We start from the raw sequence: 23,363 nt of genomic DNA, 5'->3' as shown, positions 1-23,363 counted from the left end.
CATGCCTTGGATCCAAATTAAAATCAACTCAACCGGCGACCAGGCGGAGACCCTGAGCGATGCGCTGATGGAGAGCGGCGCCGTCTCCGTCACCTTTCAGGACAGCCACGACAACCCGGTCTTTGAGCCGCTGCCGGGCGAAACCCTGCTGTGGGGCGATACCGACGTCATCGGCCTGTTCGACGCCGAGACCGAGATGTCTGCGGTGATCGCCGAACTGGAAAACCATCCGGCGCTGGGCGCAGGCTTTCGCCACAAGATAGAGCAGATCGAGGATAAAGACTGGGAGCGCGAGTGGATGGATAACTTCCACCCGATGCAGTTTGGCCGCCGCCTGTGGATCTGCCCGAGCTGGCGCGAGATCCCCGAGCCCGACGCCGTGAACGTGATGCTGGATCCGGGCCTGGCCTTCGGTACCGGTACCCACCCGACCACTGCCCTGTGCCTACAGTGGCTGGACGGTCTGGATCTGGCCGGGAAGACGGTGATCGACTTCGGCTGTGGCTCCGGTATTTTGGCCATCGCCGCCCTGAAGCTGGGCGCCGCGCGCGCCATCGGTATCGACATCGATCCGCAGGCGATCCAGGCCAGCCGTGACAACGCCGAGCGCAACGGCGTCTCCGAGCGCCTAGAGCTCTATCTGCCCAAGGATCAGCCCGCCGCTCTCAGCGCCGATGTGGTGGTCGCCAATATCCTGGCCGGCCCGCTGCGCGAGCTGGCGCCGCTGATCGGCTGCCTGCCGCGTCAGGGCGGTCTGCTGGGCCTGTCCGGCATTCTGGCAAGCCAGGCCGAGAGCGTCTGCGAAGCCTACCGCGAGAAGTTCGCCCTGGACCCGGTGGCCGAACGCGAGGAGTGGTGCCGCATCACCGGCGTACGCCGCTGACGCCACACTGACGGCGCACAGGCGCCGTCAGCCCCGCCAATTGACCCATCGCGCAGGAGATCCGCCCCGGCAGAGTCCGTCGGCCAACGGCATCGACGCCCGCGGGCCCGCTGACTCTCTCCCTACGCCACAGGGGCCTCATCGATGCACCCTGCGTCTGCGCCGCCGTCACACGCCCTGTAGCGCCCCGTATCAGCCTCACCACGCCCGCCTGCGGCAATAGCGCTCCGGCAGCCCTCAGGCGCACAGCGCCCCGTTTACGCCCGGGAAGCCCGGCGGTGCAACGATACCCGCGCCGCCGCGCGCACCCTCCTCGCCGGTTCAGGCGCAGGCAGGCGCCGGGTGCGCTGTGCGGCCGCCCGCCCTCGAGGCCCTCCGTGGGTTACCACACGGTTTCGCGGCAGATTAAGCAGAAAAATGAGACTCAACTCGCATAAAATAGCGAATAATTGCGGATAAAAGCAGCGTTTTCACTCGGACACACTGTTTCCCCTGCGTGACAGTCGCAATAACTTTGCAGAAAATACATCGGCGCACTTTTTAATCATTTTATATCAATCGATTGATTTTAAACAAATAATTTCAAAATACGAGCGGAGCGCACGGATTTCATTGATCTGCAACAGTCGATTGTTCAAAGTTTGGCCTTTCATATCCGTGCAAAAATGCGTAATATACGCGCCCTTGCGGACACAGTATGGTCACTCTTTGTCTATGCGCATCGGAAATATCCAACTTAAAAATCGTCTGATCGCCGCGCCCATGGCGGGCATTACCGATCGGCCCTTTCGCACCCTGTGCTATGAGATGGGCGTCGGCATGGCGGTTTCTGAGATGCTCTCTTCCAACCCGGAAGTATGGCGGACGGATAAGTCACGTCTGCGCATGGTACATATGGATGAGCCAGGTATCCGAGCCGTGCAGATCGCCGGTAACGACCCCGATGAAATGGCCGCGGCAGCCCGCATCAATGCTGATAACGGCGCGCAGATCATCGATATCAATATGGGTTGTCCGGCAAAGAAAGTGAATCGCAAGCTGGCCGGTTCTGCCCTGCTGCAGTATCCCGGTCTGGTGGAACAGATCCTGCGGGCCGTCGTGGACGCGGTGGATGTTCCGGTGACGCTCAAGATACGCACCGGTTGGGATCCTGCGCACCGTAACTGTGTCGAGATTGCCCAATTGGCTGAACGCTGTGGCATTCAGGCCCTGACCATTCATGGCCGAACCCGTGCCTGCCTGTTTAACGGCGAGGCCGAGTACGACAGCATTCGGACAGTTAAGCAGCATGTTTCCATTCCGATCATCGCGAACGGAGACATAACTGACCCGCATAAAGCCAGGGCGGTACTCGACTACACCGGAGCTGATGCTCTGATGATTGGTCGCGCCGCTCAGGGAAGACCCTGGATCTTCCGGGAAATCCAGCATTATCTGGACACAGGGGAGCTGCTGCCGCCCATGCCATTGGGCGAGATAAAGCGGCTATTGGCCGGGCATGTCAAAGAGCTACATGATTTTTATGGCTCGGGAAAAGGACTGCGCATCGCCCGTAAACACGTGTCCTGGTATCTCCAGGCGCACGCCCCGAATGACCAGTTTCGGCGCACATTCAACGCCATTGAGGACGCCAGCGAGCAGCTGGAGGCGTTGGAGGCATACTTCGAAAAACTTAGCGTAAAAAAAGAGCTGACAGAACTATGTTCGAACAACGCGTAAATTCTGACGTACTGACCGTTTCTACCGTTAACTCTCAGGATCAGGTGACTCAAAAACCCCTGCGTGACTCGGTTAAACAGGCACTGAAGAACTATTTTGCTCAACTGAACGGTCAGGACGTCAACGACCTGTATGAGCTGGTACTGGCTGAAGTGGAACAGCCTCTGTTAGACATGGTGATGCAGTACACCCGCGGCAACCAGACCCGTGCGGCCCTGATGATGGGGATCAACCGCGGCACGCTGCGCAAGAAGCTGAAAAAATACGGCATGAACTGATTTCGGTCGGTTGATGTATTGAAAAAAGGCGCCTCTATCGCAAGATGGGGCGCCTTTTCTCTTTTCTGCACCGCAAGAGGAGAGCCGCAAGGCTCCCGACGCGACGCCCGACGTGAATAACGCCCGCGCGACGGATGAATACACTAAGGAAAAATATAAAACATCAAAAGATTATTTATTTTACTTATAGCATTATCGTTTCCATATTATTCATTTCTTGAGTTAATTTTAATAAATACTTATATCCCTTTATCCGGAATCGCAGTTGCAACGGACAAATAGCGCTCACGGCGGCCCGACGTCGCGCGGCGCTTCCCTCGTCGGCGCCCACACGGCTCGCAGCCACCCCCGGCTCAGAGGCCAGGAGGGGCACAACGCCCGCCGTCGCGCATATCTCCACCACGCCAGGCGCGGCCATATCCCCTCGGCATCCCGCCTATTTTTTTCCGTGCGCCTGAGCAAGGTTTTATTTTGCCCTGCTGGAGTGAATTTATCATTGGCCATCATAATAACGATGCCAAACAACGGCAGGCTGGAGGCGAAGGGGGAATTAGCGCAGGCCTAACGGCGCCGTCCGTTATTTCACGGCGGAAATCACCTGACGTTATTGTTATAACAGAATGGGCGCATAGGGAGCGGGCGATCCGATGGTCGCTACGCTCAACGCCGATGTTTAAAGGATAAAGCCATCATGTTATCAGAGGTGATTACTATGCAAAAAACACGGCTGGCGGCGACGCTCGGGGTCATCCTGTACGCTGCCGCGCTGAGTGCCTCCGCAGCCGCGCCAGCGGAACGCCCCAATGTCATTATTATCATGGCCGACGATCTGGGCTATGGCGATCTGGGGAGCTATGGGCACCCCATCGTACAGACCCCCCATCTGGACGCCATGGCCGCTAACGGTCTACGCCTGACCCAATATTATGCCCCTGCACCGCTCTGTTCACCGTCACGCGCCGGTCTGCTTACCGGACGTACTCCTTTCCGCACCGGCATCCGCTCCTGGATCCCGGCCAATAAAAACGTGGCGCTGGGGCGTAATGAACAGACCATCGCCCACTATTTGAAGGCGCAGGGCTATGATACGGCGGTGGTGGGCAAGTGGCACCTTAACGCGGGCGCCGATCGGCGCGACCAACCGCAGGCCGCAGAGATGGGCTTTAACTATTCCCTGGTCAACGCGGCCGGCTTTGTCACCAGCGATCTCGATCGGGCGCCCGAAAGGCCACGCTATGGCGTGGTCTACCCCAATGACTTTTATCGCAACGGTAAACCACTGGGTAATGTGCAGCGCATCAGCGGTGAGTTTGTCAGCGACGAAGCCGTCAGCTGGTTAGCGCGGAAACAGCCCGGCGATCCCTTTTTCCTGTACGTCGCCTTTACTGAAGTCCACACACCGCTGGCCTCGCCACAGCGGTATCTCGATATGTACCAGCCCTACATCAGCGCCTTTGCCCGCCAGCATCCTCATCTGTTTTACGCCGACTGGGCCGATACGCCCTATCGCGGCCCGGGGGAGTACTACGCGAACATTAGCTATCTGGATGCACAGGTCGGTAAAATCCTGCGCCAGGTCGAGCGCATGGGGGCGCAAGAGAATACCCTGATCCTGTTTACCAGCGATAATGGCCCGGTCACCCGTGAGGCCCGCAAGTGGTATGAGCTGAATATGGCCGGGGAAACCGGCGGGCTACGCGGACGTAAAGATAACCTGTGGGAGGGCGGTATCCGCGTACCGGCGATCGTGCAGTATCGCGGTCACATTCCCCCCGGCAGTGTCAGCGATACCCCGGCCAGCGGGCTCGATATCCTCCCCACCCTGGCCGAGCTGATCGGCTTTCCCCTCGCGAACGATCGTGTCATCGACGGTGAGTCCATCACATCGCTGCTTCTCGGCGGCACCGTCGATCGCCGTCACCCGATGATCTGGGCCATCGATATGCCGCAACAGGACGATCCCACCGACATGTGGGCACTGCGTCAGGATGAGTGGAAGATGATCTTCGATCGTCAGTCGCAGGCAAAATACCTGTACAACCTGCAACGCGATCCCTGGGAGATCGATAACCAACTGGGAAAACAACCACAGATCGAGGCCCGCCTGCAGAGCGCGCTGGACGACTATCGCCACAGCATCGAACAGGATGCGGTCATGCGCGCCCGCGCTGAAACGCCAACGCCGGTAGACTGGAACTAAGCCGCTGTGCGGAAACGGCGGCGGGCCGTCGCGCGTCCTAGCGGTAGCGCAGCAGCGTCCCAATCAGGACGCACAGGGCAAAGCCGGACAGCACCAGCCCCAGCGTGGCCGGCAGACGCGACTGCATCACCCGCGCCAGCGCCGCGGAGATCACCGCGATCAGCAGCAGGGTCACGGCGCCCGGCAGCCACGCCAGCGCCGGGAACGGCCTGGAAATCAAAAACGGCAGGCTGAAAAACAGCAGATAGCACACCGCGGCATACAGGGTGGCCAGCAGGGTCTGGCGCAGGATCTTGCGCCCCAGGACGCCGCTGGCCAGCCGCCCGGAGACCGTCAGGTTTAGCTGATGCTCGGCGTGCAGCAGACTGTCGCGCAGACCGGCATAGTGCGACAGCAAAAAGGCAAAGGCGCTGGAGAGGGCGCTGATGATCCCGATGGACATCAGCGTCGGCCAGGCGGGCAGCGCCCGTCCGGCGCACAGGGTTCCCAGGGAGAGCAGCGCGGCCGTCAGGGTGCCGGAGACTGCGCCGCCCAGCAGAGCGACCAGGTTGTAGTTCCGATTCTCCCGCCGCAGCAGGCGCATGCTCAGCGCACCCGCGCGATACGCTCAACGATATCGCTGCCGCAGACGATCTGATCGACGCTGTGCACCGCGGCGCCGGTATTCTCCATCGCCTCGACCAGCCGATCGTGATCGAGGTAGTTCCCGACGATGGTTATGTCCATACCGACGGTTTCGATATCGATATCGCTCACCGTAATATTAAAGGCGCTCACGCCCGGACAGCCGTGAATGGCCTGGGCTATCTCCAGGATCGTGGGCTGCGACATCGCTTTATCGACGTCGAACGTCAGGCGGCGAATATTCATGGCATCAGGCATCATATACTCCTCTGTAGCCCGCTCGACGGTCGGGCTCCGCCGGCGCAATAGCGCGATCCTACGCCAACGAGCCGCCCCCAACGCCCCTTTTTGGCAAATAAATATTTCTCGCCCTGACCCTGCTTGACACTCATAGACCGGCGCGGCGGATAGACGGAACCCCGGCCGCCCGCCGTTGTCATAAATTTTTGCATTGCCCCCGTAGACGCCACGGCGCGTATTCATACACTGGGTGATGCTTTTTGCTTCGCCACGGATGACGTTGGCGGCGCTTTTCGGCTGCCATGGGGCGTCGTTGCCCCGGCTGCACTTTGACGACATGACGTCCTTTATCACATCAGGCAAACATGACGATGATGAAAAAAACTTGTATGGCTTTACTGACGGTGGCTTCCTGCTCAGGTATCGCGCAGGCCGCGGAGATGATCGGCCCCTATCCGGCCGTGGGTGAAACGAACTGCGGCGGGCTGAAAGTGCTCTCTACCGCCATCAATAGCGATAACATGATGGCGCTGAAAATCACCGATCCGTCGAATAACCTGACCCAACTCTATTTGGCCAAGCGCACCGAGGATATGTCCGACAAGGTAGCCTATACCCTGTCGCGCTATGACGAGGCCAGCGGCCGCTTCACGCCGGATCCGGCGCACATTACCATCCGTTTCGGGATCAAGATGCAGACCGGCGTACCGGGCACCGATCGCTATAACATGACCATCGGCAACCAGCAGTTCGTCTGCTCACCGTTCACCATCTTCCCCTGAGCCTTCGCGGGCGCCGCCGCGCGCCCGCGTAGCCCAGCGCCCGCCACCGTTCGGCCTCGACTTCTGGCACAGAGCCCCGTGTTTTACCGGCGATCGCCGTGGATCGCAGGCGTTCCAGAAAAGTCCGCTTGTGACGTGCGGCCTATCCGTTAAGGTCATAGGACAGCAATAAACAGGGAGAATGACGATGTATTTACGCCCCGATGAGGTCGCGCAGGTGCTGCAGCGCGCCGGATTTACCCGCGATTCAGTCAGCGATCAGGCCTATGGTTTTCACAAGGGAGAGCACTATGTGTATGTCAATCGCGAGGTGCGGCTCGGGCGAACCGCGCTGTTGATCCACCCGGCGCTGGCCCAGCGTAGCCTACGCTTTGCCCAGCCCTCTGCCGCCCAACGCAGCAGCCCGGCCTACGTCCGCTTTCCGCCCGATCCCGACGCCGCGTCACCGGCTTTTATCGGCGTGCCCCACGGCTTTACCTCACGCGAACGCTTGAATCACTATCTGGCGCAGATGTTTCCCTGAGCCCCGACCACAGCAGGCGGCCGATCAGCGGCGAAAGACATGATAATCGAGACGATCGGTCAGTTTACCGCCGCATCTAACCGCATCTGATACATGAGGATATACGCATGATCAAAACTGATTATCGCCCTCACCCGGGCCGAGGCGCGTATCGCGTTACTAACACAAGACAGAATGGCGGTAGACTCCTCCTATAGCCTAGCTTTATTCGTCACTACAGTCGGCGAGTCAGGCATGACACAGGAGGATCATCGGCATGCTGGGGGCACGCTAAAGTGCACAATTCATTCGGGTGGGAGCTACAGCGCGGGGGCTATAAATAATAAAGCTCCGATAGAAATTTATCGGAGCTTTATGACTATTCAATGATAAAGATGGCGCTGATTAGTGTATGCACACCGCATACACATTTGCCGTACTCACATTGACATTACTCTGAGGATTTCCTCTTATCAAATCATATGTTTTCCCGACACCACCCGCAATATCAGTAGGCGTTTGCTCAACCCAGGCCTGCCTTGCAACCAGCCCGGCATAGGCCGGATAACGGTTAGCGTCCCCCCACAGCATACGCACATTCTGCAATACGCTCTGATCAGCCGCCAACGCCCCGCCCTGAGCAATACAGTAGGTTCTCGCCGCCGAGTAATTTCTTTGCGTGGCGAACTCTGGTCGCACAAATACGGCCGGCGTATTCAGCGTATAAGAGGCCGTTTGTCCATCCTCAGGAGAGGTGACCTGGATCGTCGCGTCACCGGCGGAATCCAGCGTAATCAGGCCACTATCATTGACGGTCGCGCTTGCAGCGGAAGACGCATATTGCAGTCCCGCACCACCGCCTCGGACCACCAGCTGAATTTGCCCCCCTTCTAACCAGACGCTCGGCACCGAGGTTCCACCAGAACCAGGAATCAATACGCCGGTGATCTCCAGAACCGCGTTAAATGTCACCGTCTTCGTCGCTGGCGTCCCCCCCGCCGTAGTGGCGGACACGGTCGCCTGACCTGCAGTCACGCTGGTCAGAATGACCCGGGCGGTACCATCAGCCTCCGTAGTCACATCGGTTGCCGATAAAGTCCCTCCCGACGTCGCAAAGGTCACCGGGATCCCAGCAGCGGGTGCACCATCACGCATTACCGTTGCAGTGAACGTGACTCCACTGGTGCCATTTGCTACGGCAAACTCATTATCGGCGGTCAGCGTTGCCACGCTGGGATTATTGCTAAAGTTGACCGGGCTGGCATCCAGCGCCGTCGTCATCTCGGCCGTTTTGGCGGAGACGATGACGTTATTGGCCACCGCGTTAGAGGTCAGACTGACCGTGACACGACCCGCGGCATCCGTCACCGCCTTGGTCGCGCTCAGCGTCCCCGCCGTCGTAGTAAAGTTGACCTCTACGTTAGGCTGCGCAATATGGTTCTGAGTGACCTCGACGGTGTAGGTAATCGCATCGACGCCGTCGGCCAACGCCTGAGTTTTATCCGCCGTGATACTGCTGACAACGGTAGGCTCGACGTTAACGAAGTTGACCGGGCTGGCATCCAGCGCCGTCGCCATCTCGGCCGTTTTGGCAGAGACGATGACGTTATTGGCCACCGCGTTAGAGGTCAGACTGACCGTGGCACGGCCCGCGGCATCCGTCACCGCCTTGGTCGCGCTCAGCGTCCCCGCCGCCGTAGTAAAGGTGACCTCTACGTTAGGCTGCGCAATATGGTTCTGAGTGACCTCGACGGTGTAGGTAATCGCATCGACGCCGTCGGCCAACGCCTGAGTTTTATCCGCCGTGATACTGCTGACAACGGTAGGCTCGACGTTAACGAAGTTGACCGGGCTGGCATCCAGCGCCGTCGCCATCTCGGCCGTTTTGGCAGAGACGATGACGTTATTGGCCACCGCGTTAGAGGTCAGACTGACCGTGGCACGGCCCGCGGCATCCGTCACCGCCTTGGTCGCACTCAGCGTCCCCGCCGCCGTAGTAAAGGTGACCTCTACGTTAGGCTGCGCAATATGGTTCTGAGTGACCTCGACGGTGTAGGTAATCGCATCGACACCGTCGGCCAACGCCTGAGTTTTATCCGCCGAGATACTGCTGACAACGGTAGGCTCAACGTTAACGAAGTTGACCGGGCTGGCATCCAGCGCCGTCGTCATCTCGGCCGTTTTGGCGGAGACGATGACGTTATTGGCCACCGCGTTAGAGGTCAGACTGACCGTGGCACGGCCCGCGGCATCCGTCACCGCCTTGGTCGCGCTCAGCGTCCCCGCCGTCGTAGTAAAGGTGACCTCTACGTTAGGCTGCGCAATATGGTTCTGAGTGACCTCGACGGTGTAGGTAATCGCATCGACGCCGTCGGGCAACGCCTGAGTTTTATCCGCCGTGATACTGCTGACAACGGTAGGCTCGACGTTAACGAAGTTGACCGGGCTGGCATCCAGCGCCGTCGCCATCTCGGCCGTTTTGGCAGAGACGATGACGTTATTGGCCACCGCGTTAGAGGTCAGACTGACCGTGGCACGGCCCGCGGCATCCGTCACCGCCTTGGTCGCGCTCAGCGTCCCCGCCGCCGTAGTAAAGGTGACCTCTACGTTAGGCTGCGCAATATGGTTCTGAGTGACCTCGACGGTGTAGGTAATCGCATCGACGCCGTCGGCCAACGCCTGAGTTTTATCCGCCGTGATACTGCTGACAACGGTAGGCTCAACGTTAACGAAGTTGACCGGGCTGGCATCCAACGCCGTCGTCATCTCGGCCGTTTTGGCGGAGACGATGACGTTATTGGCCACTGCGTTAGAGGTCAGTTTTACAGTAGCTACACCATCTGCGCCCGTCGTCACTCGAGGCGAACTCAGCGAACCCGCCGTCGTCGTCACATCAACATCAGTGTTAGCCTGGGAAACCCCATTTTTACTCACGCGAATGGTATAGCTGATAGCATCGGTACCATTTGCCAACGCCGTCGACTTATCCGCCGTAATCTCATGAACAACAATAGCGCCGCCCGCAATAAAGTTAACGGGGGCAGCTGCGAGAGGTGCTGACATATCTGCCGTCTTTGCTGCAACAACCACTTCACCCACTTCAGTTGCAGTCAAACGAACCATCGCTCGCCCTTGAGCATCGCTCTTTGCCTGAACGGTACTTAATGTGCCAACACCGCGCTGAATAGAGAAATCGACATCCACATTTGCCTGTGGTTTTCCTCCCGACTGTACCAATGCGGTATACGTAATCTCATCCGTGCCATCTGCAATCGCTGATATTTTATTTGCAGTCAACGTATCGACGATCGTGCCACCGCTGCCAGAATCCGACAATACAGTGACCAACAAAACCGCCACATTCGATATGTTCCCCTGAGAGTCAATCGCGCGTGCATTGACTTGATAGGTATTATTGCCATTCTTGATGTATTTTGGGAATTCAAGCTGGTAACCTTCCCCCACCTTATTAATCTTCCCACCATACCTCACTAGCTCGACATCATGCCAATCAATCCGGCTAACCGCATGCTTGCTTTTTACTGAGTAGGTAATACTCCGAACTGTCCCCTCGAGACCCGACATTCCATCCGGAATAGTCAGCGAAATGACATCCTGCTTTTTATAATCTAATACGATATTATTATTACGCTGTACTAGATCATAACGACTGCCCTGCAGACTACGCAGATTCGCGACGTTCTGTGGCGATATTTGTTGCTGCCAAGAGTCACCAAAACGATAGTTAAATTGTAAGGAATACAGCGTATCATTCCGCCCCCCCGCGCCCAACCGGTAGTCTGCGCCGAAGGTCACCAAGGGGATCGGTGTATAATTCACCCCCATCGTAAATGCTGAAGGATTAGACTGCTTACTATCGCGATCAAAAAGTGCAACATTATTACCATAATATTGCTCAAAAATAAGTTTTGTCCCGAGTGCAGGGTAACTTGGCAAGTAAGCATTCACACGAAGATCAAACCCATTCGCTGGACGCTCATAATAATCACTCTGATCATAAGACTGATGCCAGCCGGATAACCTAAAATAGGTATTTAAGCTCGTTTTTAAATAATCACGCCAGTACTCAATCCCGACCCCCAGACGTGAATTGTTCCCTGAGATATCCTGATCGATAAAAGTGTTATAGCCAACCATTCCATGATCAAAAAAGAAACGCTGCCCACCACCCACGTTTGCTGTAAAGCGGGAGTTAATATAACGAGCACCAACCTGGCTAAACGCCAGCATCGCAGGGGTATCATAAAAAGGCAGTAGCCAATCCAGAGAAGAGCCATCCCAGCCATTTCCGGCCTGCAGGTTCACTTCAGCAGTACCAAACTGACTCATCCAGGCTTGAAGAGCACCGCTGGCCTGCCCGCTAGCCATTGCCAACGCCATGCTCCCGGTTTGCTGACCATTCAACGTCTGCGCTGACGTTGGCTGCGCACGCCCCCCATACAGTCTATCGGCCGAAACTGTACTCCCTACTTCGCTCGGTTGCCACAGTACAGAGCGCTCGCCCGGCATGCCCTGACGAACAGTTTGAAAGTTATCGGTCATCTCTATTGACCCCAGCGCAGGGAGTCCATCCAAAGCACCCAATGACTTCAACGGCAAACGCAGTATATCCCCGCTCCCCGCACTCAGCATCGACTGACGACTGGAGTAATAAGATTTATTAATTGACCAAATCGCATCAATACTAATGCCATTCTTTTTGGCGATATAGGCAGCATTCTCTCCTTTCTTTAAAGTATAATAGATAATATTACCGGAGTTAATATTACTATTAGGAATCAGCTTACTATCTTGGTACAGAGTGTAATAATTTGTTTGCCCAGCATAAGCAACACAAACAAAAGATAATAAAATAAATATAAAAAACAATATGTTTTTTATTTTACTTTTTAGTACACCCCCACTCATAAATGAATATTCACTCATTTATACACCCTCAATCTATTTTCACCTGAGCACATTCAAAAAAAGCACGTAGCTAACGCGCAGAAAAATAGTTCTTTATTTCCATTTTTTCGAATGGGGAAACGTTAAGTAAATCATTCTTTAGCTCAATCCCTTGGTTATGAAATACCAAGTAAAGGTTTTCCATCGCATTTACAACATGCTCTATCTCATTTTCCAATTTATCGGTGGTACAGTGATCTAAATTAACACGTAGTGCTAATAGCAACGACTCAGAGCCTGACTCATAGCACAAGTGAGGCCCCCCACTCTCAGCGAACCACAGATTGGCGTTAAGAATCTCTAAAGCAAAGCCCTGTTCATTAATGGGAAACTTACCACATACCCCATAGATCATCATGTGCTCATCACTAGCATCCGATAAAGAAACACAATAGAGATCATCAATAAAAAAGGAGCATAACTTATATTCATTAAAGCAAAGTCCATCGATACCAACGCGTTTCGATAGACTCTCAAGCAGTACCTGAGCGCGAGATGACATAACTGTCCCTATAAATAATTGATCAATGCATTTAATAAATTAATATTGCGAGATATTAATTGGCGATATTTGGAAAACCGTTAATAAATTATGGTATATATTACTTATACTAAGGTGACGTTACCCGCTAGCGAGGTTTGACTCGCACTGTCCCACGTGGAAGAGGCTGCACTCCATTCGCCCCTCTGTAACCCCTGATATATCCCTCCCACTGCGCCAGGCTCCCTCGGCGGTTGATCTAGCACTACCGCTCTCGGAAAGGTAAACCTCTCACTACGAGTCCCCGTCTCCGTCCGGTTACCCACCGGTGGCTCAGCCTGTGGCAATGCACGATGGAGTTCCATCGCCTCCTCATGCGTCTCCTTATTTCGCCGATACAGCACACCAGCCGCCGTAAATCCCCCCGCGCCGATCAAGGCTGCCGCCCCGTAGCCAGCGCCGCCGGAAATGGCCAGCTCTTTATCCCGCTTTTCCTGTTGCGTATCGTGTCGTTCTTGCGCGACCGCATTATCAGTAATAGCCTGCTGTTTGGCTGCCTCTCCGGCCTCCTGCGCCTTAACCTCGATCTCCGCGGCCACATTATCTAGCAGTATCCCGGTCGGCCGCTGATTACCCATCTCATCAACCTCAACCTTCTGATTAGCAGGATCCTTCAGCGCCTCACTCGTTAACTCATTTCTCGTATTCGTTACGGCATCCTGCTGCGCCTGATTAGGATCGACCACCAGAGCATCATCCGGAGCAGGAGTGATAGCAAACGCCTGAGACAACCCGGTCGCCAGCGCAGTAAGCCCCACGGCTGCCGCCGTGCCAAGCGCCACATATAAGTGGCTTCGACTCATTGCTGGAGGGTTAACCGCTATATAATTATTAATTTCAACAAGTTGTGGATGAGTTAGCTCTCTTAGCCTTTCTCCCCCGTCAATCTGCGGACCCTGATTTATAGTATCGGCCTGGCCAGCAAGCGCCTGAGTCGTTGCAGAGCCCCTCATATCAGTTTGACCCGTGGCCCCGAGCTCACTATGGGATGAATGCAGGAAACCCGTTCCTCCCGTCATCTCGCGGTCTACGCCCGTTCGATTTCCAAGCGAATGCTCAAGCTGCCCTCTAAACAGGCTAGAATCCAGAGGCGATACTCCTCCTGGCCTATCGCTTAGTCCCTGTCCCCGCTCTAACGTCTGCCTAACGGAAATAACCTCGGAACTCTCTCCGGCCAGCGAGACCAGGGGATGGGAACGCGATCCACCAATAAAAACAAAATTAGCCTCGGGATCGGGACTTAAACTATTCAATGCATACTGTTCATCTTGCGGTAAGAGCACCGCCATCTCATGTTGCCCCCTAGTACTAACGGCCTCAACGTTTCCCTCGGGCGTAGTTCTACGAGAAAATGTCGCATTACCGACACGCTCAAATAGCATGTTGAGCGACATTCCCTTTATCGCCTCAAAGCTATCTTGCGCGGTGTACACATTAGTATGGCGATAGACAGGATCGCTCCCTCTGGAAGGCTGTAACGCCACAGGAGAGCTAGGCAGACCTGGCAGTTGGCCTCCATCTCTTGCTGAAGAATCAGCGTTAACAGCTATAGCCCTATCCCCCAAGCGCCCCAAATTAGCCGTATTTTGGGTTCCTGATTCAGAAGGGGCATAAGGATTGATTAGAGGAGAGTTTGCAGCAGACTCCAGCTTCATAATATCTACCTCATTATGACTATATTAATATGCTTTAAAAATAGGTATTAATCACATTATTTATCAGTTATGATAAATAATTACAACATAATCCTCGCGATCTTATTACAACCATGATCATACAGTATGAAAATACGCCTGCAAGAGGAAAAACAGCAGAAAAATAAAATCACAACCAATTGATTTTTATCATGAAAAAAAACCAACAACCAACAAACTCAATAGCAAATAGAAAATAATAAATAAAAAACAAATTCACCAGTCATAAATATCACTACTAACCGAAGATTAAACAAAAAAAGAAAACAAGATAAAAACAATACATTATTAATATCGGCATTCATTATTCCGTTTTTTTAATAAAGTGATTTTCACTAAACGGCAGAGAATAAATCACCGGAACCTACCCCAAAATCCTGCTCCATTCAGAAACAGAATGCCGGCATGATAAACACTCCCCCGAACGAGGTGGTGCCGATGAAAAAATCACGATTTACCGAAGAGTAGATTTTCTTTGCCCTGAAGCAGGCTGAGCTGGGGACGTCCGTGCCGGGTGTCTGCCGTAAGCTGGGAGTTTCTGATGCCACGCTCTATACATGGCTCAAAAAATATGGTGGGATTTCTCCTTCAGAACTGAAGAATATGCGGCAGTTGGAAAAGGTAAATCTGCGGCTAAAGAGGCGGGTTGCCGATCTCAACCTCGACAAAGCCATGCTGCAGGACATATTGGCAAAAAAGCGCTGACGCTGGCACGTCTGCGTGAATGGCCCCGGGACCTGCAAGCACGCTACGGGGCCAGCGAGAGGCAGGTCTGCTTTGCACAACAGGTCAGCAGCAGCTCTTTCCGTTGCCGCTTTGTGGCAGCAGACGACAGTGCGCTACGCCTTCGAATCAAGGAGATCATCGAAACCCGGATCCACTATCGCTATCGCCGGGTTCATGTCATGCTCAGGCGGGAGGGCTTGGTGGGATAATCACAAACGCATTTATCGACTCTACAGTGAGCAGGGCCTGTCCCTGCGTCTCAAACGCCCACGCCGCAATAAATCGGCACAGCGTCGACAGCCGCTGCCTCAGGGACTGTATCCAAACTACGTGGAGCATGGATTTTGTCTCTGACGCCCTGTTTGACGGGCGGCGACAGCACCGGCTGACCGCTATCGACCTTTACACCCGCGAATGTCTGGAAATATGCGCGATATAGAATCTGCGTTCGACAGAAATAGCTGGAATATTGGGATGCTGGGATGCTGGGATGCTGGGATGCTGGGATGCTGGGATGCTGGGTAGCATAGCGCTCAGGCGTCTTTGACTGCAGTTGCTGAAAACCGATAACGGCCCTGAATTTGCAGGGAAAATATTGAACAAATAGGTGTATGAAAAAGGGATCAGGCTCGACTTCTCACGCCCAGAAACAGCGATGGACAACGCGACGCTGGAATCCTTCAACGGAAGGTTGGTTGGTTGGTTGGTTAAGGCAGGAATGCCTGAATGAGAACAGGTTCATGTCTCTAGAGGATGCACGGTGCAAAATTGAGGCCGGCCGCATACACGATAGTCAGAGTCATCCCCATTGTGCACAGAGCTGGACGCCCCGCCAAATTTACTGAAAAATCTGCCGGTTGCCAGAATATGCAGCCAGAATGAGGCCAGTTATTCCTAATTATGAGTGGATCACATACGGGGAGCCGGTCATGCTAAAAACATCTATATTGATATCATATCAAGACCAATAATTGTAATTGACAAGCACCATAAAAATCATTTCCTATAATGCCCAGAAACACTAAGCTAGCACTAACCAAATGATTTAACGAAACTTTTAATAAAAATTTATTTTAGTTTGAATTTAGTATTGACTTCCGAGAAGTCCATACATTAGAAATAACATAACAAGATATGGATACATTGTTACTACTTATTAATTAACTTAATAAATCTATCTAAGGGGAAAAACATGGACAATAGCCAAGCAAGCAACTACACACAGCTCATAAAAGAAATTGAACAGTTGACTAAGGAGGCCCAACGCCTGCGAGACCAGGAAATTCATAATGTTATCAATACAATACAACAGCAAATCTCCGAGTATAATATTACACCATCTGAACTAGGGTTCCATCCTGAAATCCTCAGTCCGGCATCGAAGAAGATGTTGGAACGAAAAAGCTATTACCGTAATGCTGATGGGCAAACCTGGTCCGGAGTCGGAAGACAACCGAAGTGGCTTAAAATTGCATTAGATCACGGGCATAAAAAGGAGGATTTTTTAGTTTGCAATCAATCCACAAACTGTTTTTCCAGTGAATTAAATCAATCAAATAAAACAGATGATGGACAATTATGATATCGATTACATTACTTGAGGATATAATTATAGAGGATCCTGAACAGTCGACATCTGAACTTATCAAAACACTAGAGTATGAGATAGAAAAAAACAATCATGAAATGAAAATGATAAAATGCAATGCGGAGTATAAAAAAAGAGATAAGCTAAACATTGCATATTTATCAGCAATATCAACAATTACCACAATAAAGTCGAGAATCAAAAATGAAAAAAACAGATAATCAATTAATAAAAAAAACAGTAATTATGCAAAAAATGGATCAGGAAATTAAAATTATCAATGAGATGATAAAGTCATTTGATCACATAATGGAGCACATTAAAGTATTGGAGAATCAAGCCAAGACAGATCCCCAGGCACAACAGAAATTGAATAAACTCATTCATGGTTATCAACATGGAGAGGAGAGAATTCTATACGAAAGAGCCATGTTCAATATAGATAAACTAATCAATAATCCAAGCGCTAGCCTCCCCAACAATACAAATAAAAGGCGCAAAATTAAAAACATCATATGAATGGAATAAAAAAAAACGAGGTAAGTTTTTACTCGCTAATAGAAAATCCGATCGAATATATTCATCCTGAGTGGATCTCTAAATTCATTGAATTACCAAAAGATGGAATTCAAAAACTAATTAAAGAGTCGAATACAAAAAGGAAAATCAATAAAGTAATAAGAAACCAACTCACACCATCAGGAGGAACATATACGCTCCATGGTTCTTTTGTCTATCAAGCCATAGGTAAACTAGACATAATTATGGTCTGTGTTGCACTATTAGATATTCGTTGCCCAGACTATTTGTTTATTAGCTAATATAGAGAAAAAATAAAATACTTTATCGGAGAGCAAAATCTTACACAGTTAACTTTTTATTGGAAAAATGGACAGAGTGAACCCAACACATCCCCTGAGGATATTATCAAACACCTAACTAGATATGGGGTAACAATATTTGAAACTTTATTTCCCGACGATCTTGCGTGGAAAATAGCAAAGTATTACTTTCCTAAAGGTTACACCAAAATAACATTATCTAATAGTGATCACATATCATTAATTATACAACTAAATAAATTATTATTTAAAAATGAAAACAACACGCTACAGAAAAATAAAATTGAGTAATTTTAATGAAAAAAAACACTTAAGCGCCAGTGAGATCAGTATATTAAATATTGAAAATAACAACATTAAAGAATCTAGAGAAACAGCATGCAATATATTATTATCAGCAAGAAAAAAGAAACATCAGATAAAAGCAAACATTCGCAGAAGACTCGCAATTAGACTATGGAGATATCGTAACAATATTAACACGCATTATCAAATGAGATTTAATGAAAAAATAAACCAATCCATTCAACTACTACTCGATACTCAGAATGCTGAGCGTTATCTTTTTCTAAAAGCCATAGAGCAGGCGCAGTTATCATTGAGCCGCGCACTCCCTGAACTTTTGGCTAAACGCATCGACTGGCCACAAATTCTATCAGAAATAATTAGTGACAAAATTAAAAAAACAAGTTAAATGGAGATATAGAAATAACAAAGAACGAAAATCTCATAATTAATACAGATAGTATTAATGCAACGATTACTAATGATAGCAACATGGACATCGATACCATAGTAATGGAAAATCAATATATAAGAATAACACTATCGCCCAAAAAACAAATAGAAAACGCGTTAGCAAACTTCAAACTAAAATATAACACTTTATTAGACGAATAATAAACCATGACACAACTTATATCTATAGGAAGTCAGCCTATCACGCTGATCGTTATATTCTTCCTCCTATCACTGCTTCCGATTTTCGTTGTCATAGGAACCTCATTTCTTAAGATTGTCATCATATTAGGCATCCTTAAAAATGCTCTTGGAATCCAGCAAGTACCTCCTAATATGGCGATTACCTCAGTAGCTTTAACATTAACCATATTTATAATGTCACCAACAATACTTCAAGTAAAAAAAAATCTAGAAACAAACCCCATAGATATAAACAACAATAACTACTTCGAGAGTGTAGATAAAAACATACTCTCACCTTATAAAGACTTCCTAATAAAAAATACAGATGTAAAAAAAATCGACTTCTTTGAGAAAAAAGCACAGGAAAAATGGGGTGCACACAGTGATGTAGCATCTAAAGAGTCTATATTCATTCTTCTTCCCGCCTTTACATTGGGGCAGCTTGAATCTGCTTTTAAGATAGGATTTTTGCTCTATCTTCCTTTTATTGCAATAGATTTAATTATATCAAATATCCTATTGGCATTAGGTATGATGATGGTCTCACCAATAACCATTTCAATTCCATTTAAAATATTATTATTTATATTGATTGGTGGTTGGCAAAAATTATTCGAATACCTTCTGGTGGTTAATTAATGAACAGTGGAACATTAGTTCAAGTCAGTATAGAAATGCTATGGGTGGTACTATTATTATCGCTTCCAACAGTAGCTGCTGCCTCTATCGTTGGTATATTAATAAGCCTAATTCAAGCACTCACTCAACTTCAGGACCAAACTTTACCCTTCTTACTAAAGATATTAGCTGTATTTGCCACACTAGCACTTACATACCATTGGATGGGGAATGTCATTCTTAATTTTTCATCATTAATTTTTGAACACCTTAATCTATTGGTAAAATGATGAAAGATACTGTTGACATCATCATCACTATATTTATATGTATATTACGCCCTTTGGGCGCATTCCTAATTATTCCCATCTTTTCTTTGGGAAACTTCCTGTCACCGCTAATCCGGAATGCATTCACATTAGCAATATCACTCCCAATAATACATCAAAATATAAATATCACTGAGGTTATGCCACATGAGATATCGTCTTTATCTCTATTTGTACTAAAAGAATTAATGATTGGATTCTTTATCGGACTATCGTTTACTATCATCTTCTGGGCTATAGACTCCGCAAGCCAACTTATTGATACCTTGCGCGGTTCAACCATCGCTTCAATACTTAACCCTGCAATAAACGATTCCTCATCTGTAACCGGTGTATTTTTATATCATTTTGTTAACATTATTTTTATAATACATGGAGGTATAGAAGATATACTCAGCACATTATATTCATCATACCAAACATTACCCATATCACAATCTATTGAAATCAACGGTCAGCTTATTAGTTTCATATACTCCTTATGGAACTCATTTTTAAAACTTCTGGTTAGCTTCTCAATTCCTATGATCGTCGGTATTTTGCTGACAGATATAGCCTTTGGATTCTTGAATAAAACGGCACAGCAGCTAAACGTATTCACGCTATCGTTACCGATTAAAAGCTTAATCGCATTCTTTATTTTAATCATTGTACTTCATACATATCCATCCTTAGTAAAAGAAGCAATAGCGCTCAATAAAAACTTAATTACCTTACTACTAGAGAAAGCTATATGAGTGAAAAAACAGAAAAGCCGACAACAAAAAAATTACGGGATCTAAAAGAGAAAGGCGATGTTATAAAAAGTGAAGAGGTTGTTTCAGCCGTACAATCTATATTTATATTTACATATTTATATCTGTATGGTAATTCATTTTTATCTGAAATAATAGAACTAATAAATACATCTATCGAGTCAATTAACTATGAATTATCTTATTCCGCTGGAAAAATTACTGGAATGGCATTAGACTTATCAATAAAATACATACTCCCTCTAGTTGCAGTTATTTTTATCGGTGACATCCTCTCTATAGTTTCACAAATTGGATTTGTTTTTGCAGTTGAAAAAATCAAGCCGAGCCTGCAAAAACTTAGCGTTAAAAATAACATAAAAAATATTTTTTCACTTAAAAATGTCTTTGAGCTTTTAAAATCAATATTAAAGTTAGCCTTCATTAGCCTAGTTAGCTACGTCATAATTCGTGAGCACGTACGCGATTTCTCAAATTTACCATATGCCTCTAATACAGTAGCATTTGATTATTCTTTTTATATTATTTCACTCCTTTGGAAAGGAATACTAGTCGGTTATCTTATCTTTTCCATATTTGATTTTTGGTTCCAAAGAAGAAATGGAGAAAAGAAAATAATGATGACTAAAGATGAAGTAAAGCGTGAATCAAAAGATAGCGATGGCAACCCAGAAGTAAAATCAGAAAGAAAAAAAATCCATGCGGAAATACAAAGTGGAAGCCTGGGTAACAACGTACGAAAATCAACAGTAATAGTAAAAAACCCCACACATATTGCTGTATGTATATACTATAAATTAGGTGAGACCCCCGTCCCTCAAATATTAGAAATAGGCATAGGGAAGTTAGCCTTACATATACTAAAAATAGCTGAAGATAATAACATACCCATAGTTGAAGAGATTTCCTTAGCACGAGGAATCCATGCCAATATAGCTCCCGGAGATTATATTACAGAAGATTTTTTTGAACCTGTAGCGGAAATACTTCGTATAGCCATGAATCTAGATTATTGAGGCCCTTTCGGACTTATTTTTTGATAGGACTCAAATACTAGCCTTGCATACTTTTCTTTGTTAAGAATAGAGGTTAAACTCTTCCCGTACCCCGCATTATATGCCCCAACAGACTCCCATGTTGCACCATTACTTTTTATGTTCATAGCAAGGATATAGGCTCCTACGAAAATATTAACACAGGGATCATTAATAAGATCATCCTCTGTAATTCCCATTTTTTTTAATTTTTCAAAATGAAATGAATTTATTTGCATGATACCGACATCATATGTTCCATTCGCATTCATCTTACTGACCACATGACTTGATAAATTTGACTCTTGTATCGCTATAGCTTTCAATAAAATTGGTGAGATATTATAACTTTGTCCAGCCCGAACGAAGCAATCATTTAAAAAATCACTTTTAGCCGCATAAGCCGATGAAAATGAAAAAACGAAAAGACAAATAAAAATAAAATTACGCATATCATTAATCACTCAAGGTTAAGTAATTCAACATAAAACGCATCATTTATTTTAACCAACTCACCTTCAGCTATACAAGATTTACCATTTATAATTTTCACATTAGGGAAATACATTATTTTATTGTAATTAACAGCCCCGCTAACTAAGAATCGATCAAGCTCACTGATGTTTAATGTAACCTTGCCTACGCAATAATAATACATATGTTCATAATCATGGGCATCATCTAAAACTATAGCAGCCGGTGAATATAATGTCTCAATAATATTCAACTTACTATTCTCAACGCGAACAATACCAAGTGGAGAGCCGTAAGAAATCCAAACCTGATCATCGTCAATATTTGATATATTATTAACTCTTATCGCGCCACCTAACTCCAACTGACTTATCACAATTTCATCATATCCAATAGCAAGATAAAACTCAAAATCAAATAGCTTAAATTGACCATAAGGATATATTTCAGAATCACCATTCCCAAAAAAAGACAAAAAAGATAATGGAGTGCTAAGCATAACCATGGCTATATTTTTATCCTCTGAGTTTATTGTTGCCTGTGGATAAAAACCATCTAACAGCACCAGAGTAGTTATTTGCTTTATAATAATTTTATGCCCGAAAAAAAAATCACCGAGTACCCATGTAGCAAGAATATCCTTCAAACTAATGGGAATAGCCTCAATGTCAGAAAAATGTACAATGTCATTACACCATTCTAACCACTCCGACTCCGAAAACCAAATCTGACCTGGCACGCTATCAACAACCAAATCGATTACAACCCCCCGCCCTGCACCGTGAGAGAAATGGAGATAAATAGATCCGCTCTCATCACGATGATATACTCTCCCACTACCAATTTTAGAAAAAAGGCTTAAATACTCTAATTTAATCATAATAAGTTATACCAAATTGAATAGAACATGAGTCAAAAATATTTTTTATTTTTTCTATGATAATAGTAGCATTATCGATAATTACCTTATGCTCGATCCTATTGCGACTTACTTTCAGAGTGATAAATCCACCTTGGTTATTGCGTTCAATCGCAATAATAATATCTTTTAATACTCGATTATATAATCTAAAAGTTCTTATTCCATAAGGGATATGAGCGAAAAGGTTGTCTCCAGAATGAAACATCGAAAACCATAGTTCAGCACCACGAATAACCCATCGGTCAGCACTTCTTTTCTTCATTAATAAATTATAAAAAGAATCTTGCTTCTCAGTTGGAGACTCTACTGGGTAACTTTTAAAAAAAAGGTTTCTTTCTATTTTATCTATATTATTCATCATTCAGTACATACTTTATCTTTTCGATAGAAATATTAATTTTTTTTATATCTTCCGTTAGTGAGTTAATATTTTTTGATAAAACACAAATATTATTTTCACACTCTTTTTTGTCTAAAATTAACTGTTTCATATCATATTCAAAGTCAGCTTGTTTTTTACGATACTCGAATAATGATATGAACTCTATCGAAGTAAGATTATCGCAAAAATTTTTATAGACTTGAATATTGCTCGTGAGCCTACGTTGATAGGTATCCAAATCAATAAAAGCTTGTTGCTTTTGTGTTTCAACATCAGCAAGATTTTTTTTCTTTTTTAGAATTCGTCGTTTTTTTATCGCTAAAATATCATTAAGCATG

General features: G+C 47.9%; 22 protein-coding genes and 1 pseudogene. 14 read left to right on the top strand and 9 right to left on the bottom strand.

The features are described from left to right. Window position 1 precedes the first annotated feature (1 nt). The 4 genes from prmA (at window position 2) to QY76_RS04855 (ending at window position 5,080) form a co-directional block, all read left to right on the top strand. Window positions 2–883 carry a 50S ribosomal protein L11 methyltransferase gene (gene prmA, locus QY76_RS04875; protein ID WP_034164823.1) on the top strand — a complete coding sequence of 294 codons (882 nt, stop codon included), beginning with the start codon at window positions 2–4 and terminating at the stop codon, window positions 881–883. 714 nt (window positions 884–1,597) lie between these two features. Further along, a complete protein-coding gene (gene dusB, locus QY76_RS04870) occupies window positions 1,598–2,602 on the top strand; it encodes a tRNA dihydrouridine synthase DusB (RefSeq protein WP_012849962.1) in 1,005 nt (334 codons plus the stop codon). Next, the gene (gene fis / locus QY76_RS04865; RefSeq protein WP_000462905.1) at window positions 2,584–2,880 is read left to right on the top strand and encodes a DNA-binding transcriptional regulator Fis; all 297 of its coding nucleotides are present in this window, start codon (window positions 2,584–2,586) and stop codon (window positions 2,878–2,880) included. Before dusB ends, fis begins: the two co-directional genes overlap by 19 nt. A 712-nt stretch (window positions 2,881–3,592) precedes the next feature. Further along, window positions 3,593–5,080, top strand: a complete 1,488-nt coding sequence (locus QY76_RS04855; protein ID WP_045427227.1) for a sulfatase — start codon at window positions 3,593–3,595, stop codon at window positions 5,078–5,080. A gap of 37 nt (window positions 5,081–5,117) precedes the next feature. Here the strand turns inward: QY76_RS04855 and QY76_RS04850 are convergent, their stop codons facing one another. Further along, entirely contained in the window at window positions 5,118–5,663 is a 546-nt protein-coding gene (locus QY76_RS04850) for a hypothetical protein (RefSeq protein ID WP_034164837.1), read from the bottom strand. Window positions 5,664–5,665: 2 nt separating this feature from the next. Continuing rightward, window positions 5,666–5,965: a DUF211 domain-containing protein gene (locus tag QY76_RS04845; RefSeq protein ID WP_225857362.1), complete on the bottom strand. Its 300-nt coding sequence runs from the start codon at window positions 5,963–5,965 to the stop codon at window positions 5,666–5,668. Between the two features lie 368 nt (window positions 5,966–6,333). Here QY76_RS04845 and QY76_RS04840 point away from each other — a divergent pair, with 368 nt between their 5' ends. Beyond that, window positions 6,334–6,726: a hypothetical protein gene (locus QY76_RS04840; protein WP_225865122.1), complete on the top strand. Its 393-nt coding sequence runs from the start codon at window positions 6,334–6,336 to the stop codon at window positions 6,724–6,726. A gap of 187 nt (window positions 6,727–6,913) precedes the next feature. Further along, window positions 6,914–7,249, top strand: a complete 336-nt coding sequence (locus tag QY76_RS04835; RefSeq protein WP_034164838.1) for a DUF2002 family protein — start codon at window positions 6,914–6,916, stop codon at window positions 7,247–7,249. A 384-nt stretch (window positions 7,250–7,633) separates the two neighbouring features. Here QY76_RS04835 and QY76_RS17650 read toward each other — a convergent pair whose 3' ends face one another. The 3 genes from QY76_RS17650 to QY76_RS04820 all read right to left on the bottom strand — a co-directional run bounded on the left by QY76_RS17650 (window position 7,634) and on the right by QY76_RS04820 (window position 14,392). Continuing rightward, window positions 7,634–12,175, bottom strand: a complete 4,542-nt coding sequence (locus tag QY76_RS17650; protein WP_082171488.1) for an Ig-like domain-containing protein — start codon at window positions 12,173–12,175, stop codon at window positions 7,634–7,636. A 52-nt stretch (window positions 12,176–12,227) separates the two neighbouring features. Beyond that, window positions 12,228–12,698, bottom strand: coding sequence for a CesT family type III secretion system chaperone (locus tag QY76_RS04825; protein WP_034164839.1), 471 nt, complete (start codon window positions 12,696–12,698; stop codon window positions 12,228–12,230). A 104-nt stretch (window positions 12,699–12,802) separates the two neighbouring features. Beyond that, window positions 12,803–14,392, bottom strand: a complete 1,590-nt coding sequence (locus QY76_RS04820) for a Tir intimin-binding domain-containing protein (RefSeq protein WP_117026444.1) — start codon at window positions 14,390–14,392, stop codon at window positions 12,803–12,805. Window positions 14,393–14,899: 507 nt separating this feature from the next. Here QY76_RS04820 and QY76_RS18640 point away from each other — a divergent pair. From QY76_RS18640 to QY76_RS04790, 8 genes and pseudogenes are all read left to right on the top strand, one after another. After that, window positions 14,900–16,002, top strand: a pseudogene (locus QY76_RS18640) (IS3 family transposase). Window positions 16,003–16,349: 347 nt separating this feature from the next. Further along, window positions 16,350–16,739 (top strand): H-NS family nucleoid-associated regulatory protein, encoded by a 390-nt coding sequence (locus tag QY76_RS17640; protein WP_045427118.1) that lies wholly within the window; start codon window positions 16,350–16,352, stop codon window positions 16,737–16,739. A gap of 210 nt (window positions 16,740–16,949) precedes the next feature. Beyond that, window positions 16,950–17,264 carry a type III secretion system filament chaperone gene (locus QY76_RS17390; RefSeq protein WP_034165269.1) on the top strand — a complete coding sequence of 105 codons (315 nt, stop codon included), beginning with the start codon at window positions 16,950–16,952 and terminating at the stop codon, window positions 17,262–17,264. Window positions 17,265–17,870: 606 nt separating this feature from the next. Beyond that, window positions 17,871–18,281, top strand: a complete 411-nt coding sequence (locus QY76_RS18630; RefSeq protein WP_158409686.1) for a hypothetical protein — start codon at window positions 17,871–17,873, stop codon at window positions 18,279–18,281. A gap of 212 nt (window positions 18,282–18,493) precedes the next feature. Further along, window positions 18,494–19,150: a type III secretion system export apparatus subunit SctR gene (sctR, locus tag QY76_RS04800; protein ID WP_081926401.1), complete on the top strand. Its 657-nt coding sequence runs from the start codon at window positions 18,494–18,496 to the stop codon at window positions 19,148–19,150. Continuing rightward, the gene (gene sctS / locus QY76_RS17635) at window positions 19,150–19,419 is read left to right on the top strand and encodes a type III secretion system export apparatus subunit SctS (protein ID WP_071844113.1); all 270 of its coding nucleotides are present in this window, start codon (window positions 19,150–19,152) and stop codon (window positions 19,417–19,419) included. Before sctR ends, sctS begins: the two co-directional genes overlap by 1 nt. Continuing rightward, the gene (gene sctT / locus QY76_RS17630) at window positions 19,416–20,195 is read left to right on the top strand and encodes a type III secretion system export apparatus subunit SctT (RefSeq protein WP_274554007.1); all 780 of its coding nucleotides are present in this window, start codon (window positions 19,416–19,418) and stop codon (window positions 20,193–20,195) included. Before sctS ends, sctT begins: the two co-directional genes overlap by 4 nt. After that, entirely contained in the window at window positions 20,192–21,229 is a 1,038-nt protein-coding gene (locus QY76_RS04790) for an EscU/YscU/HrcU family type III secretion system export apparatus switch protein (protein ID WP_045427104.1), read from the top strand. Before sctT ends, QY76_RS04790 begins: the two co-directional genes overlap by 4 nt. Here QY76_RS04790 and QY76_RS17625 read toward each other — a convergent pair. From QY76_RS17625 to QY76_RS04780, 4 genes are read right to left on the bottom strand one after another with little or no spacing between them, the layout of a single operon-like run. Then, window positions 21,223–21,699: a lytic transglycosylase domain-containing protein gene (locus QY76_RS17625; RefSeq protein ID WP_071844112.1), complete on the bottom strand. Its 477-nt coding sequence runs from the start codon at window positions 21,697–21,699 to the stop codon at window positions 21,223–21,225. The two genes, QY76_RS04790 and QY76_RS17625, sit on opposite strands and share 7 nt — an antisense overlap. Before the next feature lie 8 nt (window positions 21,700–21,707). Next, the gene (locus QY76_RS04785) at window positions 21,708–22,601 is read right to left on the bottom strand and encodes a type III secretion system protein SepQ (RefSeq protein WP_034171875.1); all 894 of its coding nucleotides are present in this window, start codon (window positions 22,599–22,601) and stop codon (window positions 21,708–21,710) included. Beyond that, complete coding sequence (locus tag QY76_RS18625; RefSeq protein ID WP_117026446.1) at window positions 22,594–23,004, bottom strand: DUF1106 domain-containing protein; 411 nt, start codon at window positions 23,002–23,004, stop codon at window positions 22,594–22,596. Before QY76_RS18625 ends, QY76_RS04785 begins: the two co-directional genes overlap by 8 nt. Then, window positions 22,994–23,362 carry a hypothetical protein gene (locus QY76_RS04780; RefSeq protein ID WP_034165263.1) on the bottom strand — a complete coding sequence of 123 codons (369 nt, stop codon included), beginning with the start codon at window positions 23,360–23,362 and terminating at the stop codon, window positions 22,994–22,996. The genes QY76_RS18625 and QY76_RS04780 overlap by 11 nt, the downstream gene beginning before the upstream one ends. Between the last annotated feature and the right edge of the window lies 1 nt (window position 23,363).

It is taken from the genome of Edwardsiella sp. EA181011, assembly GCF_000800725.1.
In the GTDB taxonomy this organism is placed as follows: domain Bacteria; phylum Pseudomonadota; class Gammaproteobacteria; order Enterobacterales; family Enterobacteriaceae; genus Edwardsiella; species Edwardsiella anguillarum.
Note: the sequence above shows the minus strand (reverse complement) of the source record. Positions and strands in the feature narration are given on the sequence as shown.

Excerpts from the sequence above, each read along its gene's own strand:
- prmA (WP_034164823.1), top strand. The coding sequence starts at position 2 with ATGCCTTGGATCCAAATTAAAATCAACTCAACCGGCGACCAGGCGGAG.
- dusB (WP_012849962.1), top strand. The coding sequence starts at position 1,598 with ATGCGCATCGGAAATATCCAACTTAAAAATCGTCTGATCGCCGCGCCC.
- fis (WP_000462905.1), top strand. The coding sequence starts at position 2,584 with ATGTTCGAACAACGCGTAAATTCTGACGTACTGACCGTTTCTACCGTT.
- QY76_RS04855 (WP_045427227.1), top strand. The coding sequence starts at position 3,593 with ATGCAAAAAACACGGCTGGCGGCGACGCTCGGGGTCATCCTGTACGCT.
- QY76_RS04850 (WP_034164837.1), bottom strand. The coding sequence starts at position 5,663 with ATGCGCCTGCTGCGGCGGGAGAATCGGAACTACAACCTGGTCGCTCTG.
- QY76_RS04845 (WP_225857362.1), bottom strand. The coding sequence starts at position 5,965 with ATGATGCCTGATGCCATGAATATTCGCCGCCTGACGTTCGACGTCGAT.
- QY76_RS04840 (WP_225865122.1), top strand. The coding sequence starts at position 6,334 with ATGGCTTTACTGACGGTGGCTTCCTGCTCAGGTATCGCGCAGGCCGCG.
- QY76_RS04835 (WP_034164838.1), top strand. The coding sequence starts at position 6,914 with ATGTATTTACGCCCCGATGAGGTCGCGCAGGTGCTGCAGCGCGCCGGA.
- QY76_RS17650 (WP_082171488.1), bottom strand. The coding sequence starts at position 12,175 with ATGAGTGAATATTCATTTATGAGTGGGGGTGTACTAAAAAGTAAAATA.
- QY76_RS04825 (WP_034164839.1), bottom strand. The coding sequence starts at position 12,698 with ATGTCATCTCGCGCTCAGGTACTGCTTGAGAGTCTATCGAAACGCGTT.
- QY76_RS04820 (WP_117026444.1), bottom strand. The coding sequence starts at position 14,392 with ATGAAGCTGGAGTCTGCTGCAAACTCTCCTCTAATCAATCCTTATGCC.
- QY76_RS17640 (WP_045427118.1), top strand. The coding sequence starts at position 16,350 with ATGGACAATAGCCAAGCAAGCAACTACACACAGCTCATAAAAGAAATT.
- QY76_RS17390 (WP_034165269.1), top strand. The coding sequence starts at position 16,950 with ATGAAAAAAACAGATAATCAATTAATAAAAAAAACAGTAATTATGCAA.
- sctR (WP_081926401.1), top strand. The coding sequence starts at position 18,494 with ATGACACAACTTATATCTATAGGAAGTCAGCCTATCACGCTGATCGTT.
- sctS (WP_071844113.1), top strand. The coding sequence starts at position 19,150 with ATGAACAGTGGAACATTAGTTCAAGTCAGTATAGAAATGCTATGGGTG.
- sctT (WP_274554007.1), top strand. The coding sequence starts at position 19,416 with ATGATGAAAGATACTGTTGACATCATCATCACTATATTTATATGTATA.
- QY76_RS04790 (WP_045427104.1), top strand. The coding sequence starts at position 20,192 with ATGAGTGAAAAAACAGAAAAGCCGACAACAAAAAAATTACGGGATCTA.
- QY76_RS17625 (WP_071844112.1), bottom strand. The coding sequence starts at position 21,699 with ATGCGTAATTTTATTTTTATTTGTCTTTTCGTTTTTTCATTTTCATCG.
- QY76_RS04785 (WP_034171875.1), bottom strand. The coding sequence starts at position 22,601 with ATGATTAAATTAGAGTATTTAAGCCTTTTTTCTAAAATTGGTAGTGGG.
- QY76_RS18625 (WP_117026446.1), bottom strand. The coding sequence starts at position 23,004 with ATGATGAATAATATAGATAAAATAGAAAGAAACCTTTTTTTTAAAAGT.
- QY76_RS04780 (WP_034165263.1), bottom strand. The coding sequence starts at position 23,362 with ATGCTTAATGATATTTTAGCGATAAAAAAACGACGAATTCTAAAAAAG.